Source organism: Desulfomicrobium norvegicum (assembly GCF_900114595.1).
Classification (GTDB): domain Bacteria; phylum Desulfobacterota; class Desulfovibrionia; order Desulfovibrionales; family Desulfomicrobiaceae; genus Desulfomicrobium; species Desulfomicrobium macestii.
Window position 1 is genome coordinate 1 of record NZ_FOTO01000025.1, and the last position, 11,504, is coordinate 11,504.

Annotated in this window: 5 protein-coding genes; all 5 read right to left on the bottom strand. The window is 50.0% G+C overall.

What is annotated here, in order from left to right:
• Window positions 1–57: 57 nt before the first annotated feature.
• Window positions 58–3,447, bottom strand: a complete 3,390-nt coding sequence (locus BMZ24_RS19070; protein ID WP_092194677.1) for a sacsin N-terminal ATP-binding-like domain-containing protein — start codon at window positions 3,445–3,447, stop codon at window positions 58–60.
• Window positions 3,448–3,451: 4 nt separating this feature from the next.
• Window positions 3,452–4,645, bottom strand: coding sequence for a restriction endonuclease subunit S (locus BMZ24_RS19075; RefSeq protein WP_092194679.1), 1,194 nt, complete (start codon window positions 4,643–4,645; stop codon window positions 3,452–3,454).
• Window positions 4,642–6,777, bottom strand: a complete 2,136-nt coding sequence (locus tag BMZ24_RS19080) for a type I restriction-modification system subunit M (protein WP_092194681.1) — start codon at window positions 6,775–6,777, stop codon at window positions 4,642–4,644. The genes BMZ24_RS19075 and BMZ24_RS19080 overlap by 4 nt, the downstream gene beginning before the upstream one ends.
• Window positions 6,778–6,849: 72 nt before the next feature.
• Window positions 6,850–8,505, bottom strand: coding sequence for a UvrD-helicase domain-containing protein (locus tag BMZ24_RS19085; RefSeq protein WP_092194683.1), 1,656 nt, complete (start codon window positions 8,503–8,505; stop codon window positions 6,850–6,852).
• Window positions 8,502–10,412: an ATP-dependent nuclease gene (locus BMZ24_RS19090; protein ID WP_092194685.1), complete on the bottom strand. Its 1,911-nt coding sequence runs from the start codon at window positions 10,410–10,412 to the stop codon at window positions 8,502–8,504. Before BMZ24_RS19090 ends, BMZ24_RS19085 begins: the two co-directional genes overlap by 4 nt.
• Between the last annotated feature and the right edge of the window lie 1,092 nt (window positions 10,413–11,504).

The following is an 11,504-nucleotide window of genomic DNA, read 5'->3' on the forward strand; positions in this document are numbered from 1 at the left end:
TCTTCGGAAAATCGTCCCTTTTTCATCAGTTCCCTCGTGGTTGAGGGGGAACCTATCTCAAGTTTCGACTGGTCTGAAAAGTGCCGGGCAGGTCACGAAAGCATCCCCGTCTGCCATGTTGAAAACTGAAGCAACGGCTGTTCCAACCGAGTCTGCCAAGAGATCTAACGAGTCTTCGAGGTCACCCCGTACATAAAGATGGTCAGAGAACACAAACCATTCCCCTTCCAGCGCAGAGTGGTAATAGCTTAATTCCTTGTATTGCATCTGAACACTCAGTTCGTCACAGACAATCAAATTCAAACGCTCGAACGCCAATACTGTTTGCTTCTGCTTTACTTGCGTGTGACGAAGGCGTTTGATGTAAGGCTTTGCGGCGTTAAACCATTCCGCGAGATCGTCTTTTCTAGGGCTGGTCCGGTGTGAGTAGAGTTCTTGGTGTATCTCTGAACGATCAAGCGGTTTTACTCCTAAGACGTCCTTAACTTTTTGTGCGCCGATCCTTTTGGGAAGATCCGCAATTGGAAGCTTGTCCGTTAACGCTGGTGGAAACCCTTCCTGATCAATATGCCGTAGATCGGCAATTGGGAAATAATCAGAAGTTCTTTCTTTTGAGCCCCAGATTCTGCCTTCCTGAAAAAAACGCTCCTGATAAGGGCCTGCGGATCCAAGCACAAAGTTTTCATTGGAGATAAACCAGCGACACAGCGCTCGGCTAGGTTTTCCATCAGGCGAAAGATCTGGTATTTCCAACAGCAGTCTGTAAAGTTCGTCTCGAGCAATCTGGGAAAGGCCGGGCATTACCCCCGCGTTGCGAAAGGACGCATGTAATCTGTCAGATACACCATAACGGTCGATCAGTATTTGGTTGGGTTTTTGGGGGCTAGGGAAAAGCGCCTCCAACTGGCGATCTCCAAGCAGGCATCTTCGAGGTGCCTGCTTGTGGCCATCATTGGCAGGAAGCCAAGCAGAGGTGGCAATCCTCCAGTGGATGTAGCTCGGCAACTCATCGCGATAATGGCGTTTGTTTTGTTTGTAGCGAGGATAGATGCTTAGCGTTCCACGGCCTTGTGACATATGAACCCAAGACGAAGCGCGAGGGTCCAGTGCTAGCCAAGCTAGCACCGCTTCTGACGAAGCATTTTGAAGAATATCCTCCAGCCCGTCGATGGACGTTGCTCCAGTAATCGAGAGTTGAGGTAGATCATTTGGCGAGTCAAACCTGCAATCTCCAAACGAGACTGGATAACGTAGGCTTGCCCTAACCGCATTCAAATATTCTGCATCGACTTCCGATAGCTCAATTTCCCCTGGCCAGCGTGCCACGCCAAGCCACTGAAGGAATTGTGCGAACTGCTCAGGGCTAGCCGATGTGTCCGAATTTGGCAGGTTGATGCTTGCCACGAGCTTATGCTTGGCCCATGGACCATAGATGTCCTGGATTACGTTTCCCTCATTCCCATATCCTTCTCCAAGATAAAGGTGTTCTGGGTCTGTCCAGCCATTGTTCTGGTCAAGAAGCTTAAGCGTGGCGTCCGTAGGAAAAGAGGTGTCACTTCCTACGCTCTGATGTACCTCCCATAGAAATTGTAACGTCTCTTGACGTATTGTAAATTCTTCATCCGGTCGATTACGGGCTTGTCTATTGCCCTCCGCCAGAACTGGGCGAATCAGCGCTGACAATGAATATTCAACCACGCCGAAGGGCCGAAGAAGATTTTGCAGCTCCCGACTGTCGGATACTGGGAGAAAATCGGCAAGCCACTGTCTCAACTCTGCATGCAGAAAACGAATGGCGGCCCAATGTGGAAGTGCCGGGAGTTCACCGGTGGGTTGGAGGATCGCGTTGATTCCGGCAGGGATCGGCTTCTCTTCTTCATCACAGAGTAAGCAATTGAGATTATTGTCAGTAAGTTTTTCTTTGGATTCAACCAGCCCAGTAATAGCAAGTGCCCGTTCTTCCGGTGTTAGTGTCTGTGCGGCAAGAAGTCGGTCAAGTATTTCTGCAACGAAAAACTTGCTGACATCAAGATGCCTTGCAAAAACGAGATGCGCCTTGTCTTCGATGACAGCCATCTCAGGAAACATCCAGTCTAGCCAATAACAAGAATTCTCACCAGGTGGCAATTTTGCGTGGAAAGCATTGCGATATCCTCCACCAAGCACAGGGATGAGTTGCTTTTTCTTTGCGGCTTCTTTTAATATAGATGGAACGCCAAATTTTTTTAGGTCATTACCCCAATTCCCACTAGGGGTTATCAGGCGGCATCCATCCCATGCGTTTGCTTTGCCGGTCTCAAGCTGCTGTTCCGCTAGTTCAGCGATTTGTTCTGCAACTTTGCCTAGAATGTATCTATTTGCTGGCGTATCGTTTACATGTTTACGTGTATCATCTAGCTCGACTGTGGTATGTACCAGTAAAGGTAGCGGTATTTCGACATCTGTTGGGAAATAATTGAATAGATAGCCAGGATTATTATCTTTTGTATCTGAAATTGCTAATATTATTTTGAATTTATTTATGTTGTGATTATCATTGTCAAGTAATTCATGTGGAACGTCTCCTTCGTAGTTGGATATAATCCACGAACTCTGCGTCGTGTCTCCTGTCCGAATAATTGATTTGTCGTTGGTTGGGATGCACTGCCAAATTTTAGATGGTTGTCCTTGAATTTGAATCTCTAGCAAATCAATGGAGTCGACCAGCAGGAGAAATTCTGGTCTCAATTCATCAACCTGTTGCACCACCTCTTGATAAGCACGAGTCGTTGAAAAAGGCATTCCCACTGCTGTGTCATAATTATCGTTTCTTAAAGACTGGCACACGGAAGCAATCTCGCTGATTCCGTCGGTTTCGGGCCAGTCATGCTTAGACCAATCCGGCACCCATTGTGGAAAAGCCAGACGTGGCACAATCAATCTTCCTGCGATTGCTTTTTGTTCTGCAACCATTTTGGCGAGTTTGTCGCTGTCCTTTTCCATTTCACATAGAACATTCGAAGCGTAGTTGGGTAGGAAGGCGAGGCCAAGTTCTCCGCTAGAGATCAATGGAGACTGCGTCCAATTAAGGATCGAGCGAAACCCCAAGCCTTTATCACCGATCACCACGGCCTCGCGCTGACGTTTTGGGCTGAGATTGGCGATCTGTAGGGATGTGACTCCTTCTTTTTCGAATGGGTGTCCGGTGTTCCCAATAACTAGCCCATGAGGCGTGATGACGAGCCGAACTTTTCCCCGAACTCCGGATATGCGCGCGGCGTCGCCTGCGTTTTGGAGCAACTCTAATATCTCACGGCCATGATATCCTCGTGTGATCTCGCCTTCTCGTCGATACTCGGCGATTAATCGCTCAGGGCTGAGCAGATAAACCTGCCGCAGTCGACGCTCAGCGTCCGCGAGCCATTTTGACCACTCAGAGGAAGTTGGTGCTACCGATGCGAAATCCATAGTGTTAGACCTCTATCTCTCCGCTCATGAGTCGCGGCAACAGCAGGTCACGGGCGATGCGGAGTTTTTGGTTTTGGAGCGCGAGGGTGCGGAGTTGGTCAAGTATGGGCTGAACGGTCTCGTTCAGAGCTTCGAGCAGGCTACGAGGAGGAATAGACAGCGTATGCTTCTCCATCAATTTCCAGTCGGCGCGAGGCATTTTTGAGCCTTCTTTTGCGGTTTTGCTCACAATCGACACAAACCAATCGCTCGAAACCGTGAGGAGTGAAAAGATGTAATAAAGATTGTCAATTGGGCGAAGAACGATGGCGTCAGACGATGTGACGCCGTCAGTAAGAGCAAACCCAACTTTGTGGAAGTAGGGTCGGATTTTTCCAAATAGGATATCGCCTGCCTGATACTTGAGCTTGGTACTAGTCACATCCTCAGATGTTCCCCACTCAAAGAGCGTGATAGAGCGACGGGGCATGTGTTCAAGACCTATATAGGGTGTGCCGGGCTCAAGGTTCGTAGGCAGTACTGCTTCGCGGAGATCGGGGCAGATGGTGATCAGCGCCTTTCGTTCCCATTTTTTTGGTATGTCGTCTTGGAAAGGTGTGTGCTCATGGCCGGGGAAGCGGAGGCGGACGAACCATTCCTCATAGATCGAGCGGGCCGCCTTTTCTAGCAGTTCCATTCGACTTTGGTTGTTCGCGATGAGGTTATCGTAAGCGGAGAGGATCCTGGCAATGCATTGCTGAGATTGTATTGGGGGAAGAGGAATTTCTACAGATTCAATTTGACTTCCGCTCATATTTGGCTGAGCTGCACCGCCTGCTATGCTGAAGAACAATTCGCGATATTTTTTCGAACTTAGTGCGAACCATATGAAGTCAGGATTTGCTTTAGTGGATTCGATCTTCGCGACGCGCTGGTTAAGTAATAGGTCGCAAGATGTCCTGATTCTGCCTAATTTTCCTGCTGTCGCGCCCGTCATAGCAAGAACGATGTCCCTATCTTTTAGAACAAACTTTTGGAGTTTGTCTGAGAATAGGTCCATCGGTAAACATTGAGCATCGGTTACGTCGACGGTGTAATCATCGCGGATGCTTCCAATTTTCACAACTGGAATACCGATTGATTGAAACGATTCGCTTTTAAATGCAAAGCCGGGTGTAACCCTACAAACTTCGCCAAGCTTGGTTGTTGGCCATTTCATACCCCCAACTCCTCCAAGTTTTTCTGAATCAACGCGGCAAGTTCCAACGCCTCCGCGTTCAGCCCGGCCAGTTCCTCGTGAATTTCGGTGATTGTCTGCTCAAAATCGAAATCTTCGTCCACCTCACTAGGTGCCACACCTACATAGCGTCCAGGTGTCAGGCTCCAGTCGGCGGTTTCGATCTCCTTTCGTGTGACGACTTTGACTAGGCCGGGTACGGGTTGAATTTCCGCCTGCGGGAAACGATCCTGCAACCAGACGATTTGGCGGTGGAAATACGTGGCGTATTTGAGTTGCTCCACTGTCTTACGACGGGTTTCATCAAGCTGCTTGATGAGTTTGCCGGTGGCGCGACGATTGTACGCCTTGGCTACTGCTTCGGCCTCGGTGAGGTCGGCAGCATTCGCGGCAGCGCGTGAGGCGAGCTTGTAGAGCAGGTCCACCTGCTTGATGAGTCCCTTGGTCTGTGCGGCGATAGGGTCAAAAGCTTTGCGGGCCAAGTGCTGCTGTTCGTTGGTGGCGAGCGGATTATTTCCGATCTCTTTTTCGAACGTCGCGAGGTTGCTTATTAATGCCTTTGCGTCGGTGTCAAAGGCTGTACGGGCATTTTGAAGTTCGGCCAGCGTGTCAGTGAAAGCCTGCACTTTCTCTGCGTCGAGACCGGTTGTGGTTAGCACCTTTTTGCCAACCGAGCCAAAGGGGGCGTCGACGTCAGCTAGAGCGATTTCGAAGGTGGTGATTTTCTCGGGCAAGGCGGCGCATGCAGCTATGTGGCTTTTGAAATAATCATGAACGAGTCCGAGGAATCGATCTTTTTGGCCACGATAGAGCCAAACGATGGCGGTCAGGTTGCGCATCTGCTCCGACGTGAATTCGTAGACCTTGCGTGAGCCTTTCATGAGTTGCCCGATGCTGCGGGCGTCGAGCATCAGAACCTGATCTTGGCGCTCAGTGGGTTTGGCGCGGTCGAAGTGCCACAACTCGCATGGAACTGTGCGGGTGTAGAAGAAGCCGCCCTTGATGGAAATCATCACATCAACAGCTCCGGTCTCAACAAGTTTTTGACGGACGATCTTCTCGTCATTGCCTGCACTGGAGGCCTGAGAGGACATGACAAAGCCTGCACGACCTTTTTCATTCAGGTAGCTGTAGAAATAGGAAATCCAGAGGTAGTTGCCGTTGGAAACGCGCTTGTCTTTGTTCACTCCGGGCAAGCCGAAGGGTAGGCGTGCGTCGGTCTTGATCTTTTCTGCATCGACTAAGTCCACATTGAATGGTGGATTTGCCATAACAAAGTCGCAACTGCCAGGTTCGAGAGCCTCCATCGGGCCGAGATTGTGCTCGTCCTGATAGTAGGTGATGGCCTCCTTAATTTTTCCCTCCAATCCATGAACCGCTAGGTTCATCTTGGCGATGCGTATTGTGTCGCGGTTTTTTTCTTGTCCATAGAAAACAACCTTCTTGGTGGTATCGCCGCCTTCATGCTCGATGAAATGACTCGTCTGAACAAACATGCCGCCGGAGCCGCAGGCAGGGTCGAATATAGTGCCATGATCCGGCTCAATGACGTTGACGATGAGCTGAACGAGGGAAGACGGAGTGAAAAACTCACCGTTGTCATGCGCTTTCTGAATGGAGAATTTTGCCAGGAAGTATTCGTAAATCCGTCCGAAGATGTCACCGGTGGCGCGCTTGATCTGCTCGCTGTTGAAAAGGCGCATCAACGACTCCAACACATCGGACTCAAAGATGCCGTAGTCCTTGGGGAGTACATTCAAAAGGGGTTCGAAGTCGGCCTCAATAGCGTTCATGGCGTTGGTGACGAGCGTAGGAAGGTCCGCTTGGTCAGTCTTTGCCTTGGCCATAATGGTATCGAAGCGGGCTTCCTCCGGCAGGAAGAGAGCGCGGCGGCGGATGTAATCGGCGGGAAGGATCTGGCGCTTTGGCATTCGGCCTGAGGCTTGGTCCACGGCGATCTGCTGGGTGGCCGCGTTGAAGCGATTTTCCGCGTGGCGCAGAAAAATGATCCCTAATACCGGCATGAAGTAGTCGCTGGAGGTGAGCTTGGAGTTGGCACGCAGATTGTCTGCTGCGGCCCAGAGGTCGGCTTCGAATTGAGAGAGATTATCCATGATTGATTCCGATGTTGTGATGCAAAGTTATTGTCTTAAAATCAAATGTGTTATCAGAGGGTCAGGTTAGCTTCATAAGTTCATGGCATACCCAAAGAATTCCTCATGAGGGGTTCTGTGTTGCTTCCAATTAGGTGGGTTGGCAGATGGCTTTTCCCTAAAATTGCTAGCAGTTAGGACCAGTCGCCGTTTGGCACGCGATACCCCGACAAAAAAAGCGCAACGCTTATCATTTTGGGTTCCCCAAAACATCTGCTCTTCGACGCCAAGCACAATAACCGAATCAAATTCTAACCCTTTGCTCTTATGAATGGTCAGAATTCGTACGGTTTGGTCATGGGAAAAGCGATGTAACGCCGTCGGTAAATCAGGCTCCAGATTTAGAATCTCTTCAATGCGAGTCTTCACGTCTTGGATGACCTCTTCAAGCCGAGCATGCGATTCGTAGTCCGGAGAAAGCGCAACCAGAGTGTCGATACCGATTTTGTCCAAAAAATTGCATGCCGCATTCCACCAATCCAGGCATGGCTCATCTCCAGGTCTAGGGAGGGTGACACGTTTTCTCTGCGCCTTGATAAAACGTTCAAAATTTTGATGGACGAGGACTTGAGTATCTTCATCGGCGAAGGGAGCCAATTGATTCTTAAGCCGAATCCATGCCTTTGGCTCTTGTTGGCCATAAAGGCAGGACAAATAATCGACAATAAGCCTTGCAGCAGGCTCCGCAGAAATGTCCTGCATTTGCTGCTCGTTGCGAAAGGGGGTCTTACTTCTTTCCAGTGCCGCCATCAGATGCTCAGCACACAAGTCTGGCTGCTTGGATACGAGAACAGCGATTTCAGAGGGCGGAATCTCTTCCGTATTGATCCAGGCAGTAATCAATTCGGTTAGATTGTCTGCCTCAAGCTGACTGTTTTCGAAGGACATGGTGAAAATTTCGCCTTCTTCTCCAGCAAGCTGCTCTTCGGGCATGACAGATGCGGGATCGAGTACGCGAATAATCTCATTCTGCATGCGCAAGAGGCGTGGTTTAGAGCGAAAATTGCGGTACATATTGAGAGGAAGCGCTTTGAAATCCACCGCAAAGGTTTTGAAAATACCATCCAAAGCACCTGCCCAGCCCATGATTTTTTGTTTGGTGTCGCCGACAGCCGTGAGGCGAATAGCCGTGCCTTGGAAAGCAAGCTTAACAAGCTGGTATTGAAGGTTTGTACAATCTTGGAATTCATCGAGAAAGACATCGGAATATGTTTGGCGAATGGCATTCCTCGCAATAGCGGATGTTTTAAGTATCTGGATTGCTAAGGGGACCAAATCGCCAAATTCAATTTGTTTTTGCGAGATCCTTCTGGCACCAATTTTATAATCCACGTCTAGGGCATCACGACCTGTCAGTATGGGTCTGAAGCGATCAATGACACGCTTGGCGAATGCGTGGAAAGTGTAGCTGTCAAAGCGGGAGGCTAAATCTAGTCCGCAACGACGTAGCACGCGTTCTTTCAAATTCTTACTGGCGTCCACCTTAAAGGAAATCGCAAGAATCCGTTTTGGGTAACGACAACTACCCGTACGTAGGAGAAAGTCAGCACGCTGCGCGAGCATTTCCGTCTTGCCAGCTCCTGGTCCTGCCGTAAGCGCCAGGCAGTGTTTCAATTCCGTCGCAGCCCGCAGCGCGTTGGGTTCAAGCGTCAGGCCGTCGGCGGGATGCCAAGCATCAACCGCGATCACTCGGGTAACTCCGCGAGTCTCGCAATCACGGCATCCGCCAAGCTTGCAAAAGATTCTGGCATGTGAGCCAGCATTTCTTCGTCTGTTAGTCGCGCCAGCGCATCGATGTGAGCGGCGGGTTTGCTGCCAAGCTTGAAAAGTTTGTGATAGGTGCCGAAGAGTTCAAGTTCATCGACATTATACTGGGCGGATTCGTGATGACTTTCTCCAAGAACCGCTTTTACTATTGCTTCTTTTGGTGCGTTTCTTTCAACGTCATACTTGTTTGGAAAGGCTAGAAGCATCGCAAAGTCGAGGTCCAGCGGGTAGGAAAAGTAGACATTCCGCTCTTCAAGTGCCTCTAAGTAGTGTAAAAAATCGCGAACCTTGTGCTCGGGGGAATCCCACTTTGGAATTCTGTATTTCTCTGGAAGCGTCATATCCGGTCGATATTCTGCCAATTGATTGTTGACGTATTTGATTCTGCCCCACCCTCCTTGATATCTAGCCACGTCCAAGTCGAGTAAGGTGACATAGGGGATTTCAAGTTCGGCAAGAAGCCGCCAGAAATGGTTAACGTGCCGACCGCCCAACGGTGCAATCGTCACCGCAGACTCGTCAACTGGAGCACCTTTAGCCCTCAAAATTCTTGGCAACACGATTTCTTCGCTATCGCCCTCGCCCAAGATGACCAGCCTGGAAAAGTAGATTTCCGGAAAGGCCTGCACGGCTTCACGGACGAACTTATGGGCTTCGTCTGCCTTCTTGGGCAGAAGGACGCGCTTGACCTGTGTCGTTCGATCCTCGGTAAGTCGTAAATATCTAATGTGCCTAGGATCAACACGCTTAAGCATCGAGGGCGCGTGCGTCGCAATCAGAGCTTGAGCATCCTCGTTGCTCGTCACTGAGGAGAGCGTGCTGACAATCCGTCCTAAGTAATGCGGTGACAGGCTATTCTCCGGCTCTTCGACAGCGATCAGGGTGAATACTGGGGGACGCAGCTTGTCAGGGTCAAAAGAGGTATCTTCTTCTGCGAGGACTGCACGCCCAATCGCCTGAGACGACAACACCAGGGACAGGTAGAGCATCGATTTTTGGCCATCGCTCAACCTGGAAAAGTCGACCAGATTTTCGCCATGTCCTGGTGAAAAAGATACCGACATGTGGCGCAATAAGGCTTCGATTTCGGATGCCACGAAGGTGATTTTAGGATCGGCAAAGAAGCTTCCTTTATGAAGAGTGCCCCATATTTGCTCAAGGTGCTCGCTAACGGTTGTAACCGATAGATTGGCAGACAGGCTTTCGCTGATCTGAGCTGTCAAATCCTTAATCCTCTCGCGTTCACCTTCCCAATTTACTGCTCTCAAGAGACGACCAAGCAGGGCATTTGCCCCATATGCGATATGGTCAGCCGGATCTCGCCTCGCTGGGAGGTAGTGGGCTTGTATGTGGTTACGATCCGCTCTGGCTACTTGCGCCATCGACAACGGTGAACCATCGGGATTGACTTCCAGCACATATACCAATGTCTCTTCAATATCCCCATCCCTCCCCATCGAAGCACTGAGGCGATACCGCACTCGGGGAAGGCCTTCGGGATCATCAAGACGCATATGGCTGAAGTGCGGCGCTACCGTTGAATTGTTCTCCTCATCCTCCAATTCGGGGAAAACGAAATCCGCCTCTATCCACAGTCTCCTTTCTTCGGGTGATTCTCCGTCTTTCTCATTGTATGGTACGTGGAAGTCCGAACGTCGAATTCGTCGCAATGTGGGGTCAAATGCGAACATACGAGATATTGCCTGTAAAACCGCAGTCTTTCCTGAGCCATTGGGGCCAATCAGGTAAGTGATGTTTTCAAGTGATATTTCAGTTGGTTCTGGCCCAAAGGACTGGAAATTAGATAGTCTGACTGTCGTAAGTTTCACGAGCCGTACCTGTCATGCATAGTTGATGCTGAGAAGAAGGTTTGTTCGCAAAGATTCGTTGGTAGTTGAAAACTCATGATTTCATGAAGTTGCTGGCTGGTGGCTAGGGCGTAGTGAGACGGCAAAGAACGGTGTGTGCGGACGCTGCACATTCGGACTGTCCTGCTTGTGAACGCACTGAAAAAGGTCGGCGACCGACTGATGAAGATGGATACGAGTTTCTGGTTCATGTGGGATAGAAATCCTAGTGTTTGACTTGCTCCGAATAGGCCGAAGGGCTGGTATAACTGATTATCCCCTTTCGACAAAAACTTCTCGGAGCACTACAGATTTCGCCTGTATGACACAAGCGTTATACCCATTCTGAGGTGCCTATCTTACTGTTCACACATGGTAATGGCCCTGTCCCAGTGGCCCACATCCTTAAGGATGTGGGCCACTGGGACAGGGCCATTTAAGAACCATCGAACTCGGGGCTGTTTGGAATAAACGATGGTGCTGATTTTACGAGGTATTTATATCACTGCTAATAATTATGTGATTAACTGGCAGTGCTCCGCTCGGATTTGTTTCGCGTTCCATGGATCTGCTGAGAGTGAGATCTGTCACGCAATTTGATATCCGGGATTTCATCCTCGCCCCGAGTAACCTCAGAATTCTGACTAACTTCCCGAGTAGAAGGAGGTTCAGTTTTTCGGGACAAGTTTGCGGCTTCGAGTTGGGCCTGGGCGACCGCGTAGACTTGTTCCGCAAAGATTCGGGCATTCGTTTCAGACTCTACGGCTTGTTTAAGGTTCAAAACAATACCATGGTACTCGGTGAGCCTTCGCTCGCTGGCCGCAATTTGGTTGTTCAGAGCCCTGACCTCCGCTGTCAATTCCGCCGCTTTAGCCTGGAAATTAGAACGTGATGTGTTCTCAGCGGCCAGCGCTTCCTCGGTTTTGGCGTGGGCTTCGTTCAGCCGAGCAAGTTCCGTCTCAGTGCGAGCAAGTGAGGTGAAGTGGCCCCGGAAATTTGCACAAGCCTTTAGGTGGGAACTCTGCTAGTCCCGACCCCTTCAAACGCAAATGATTAGGGAGCAGAGAATGACGA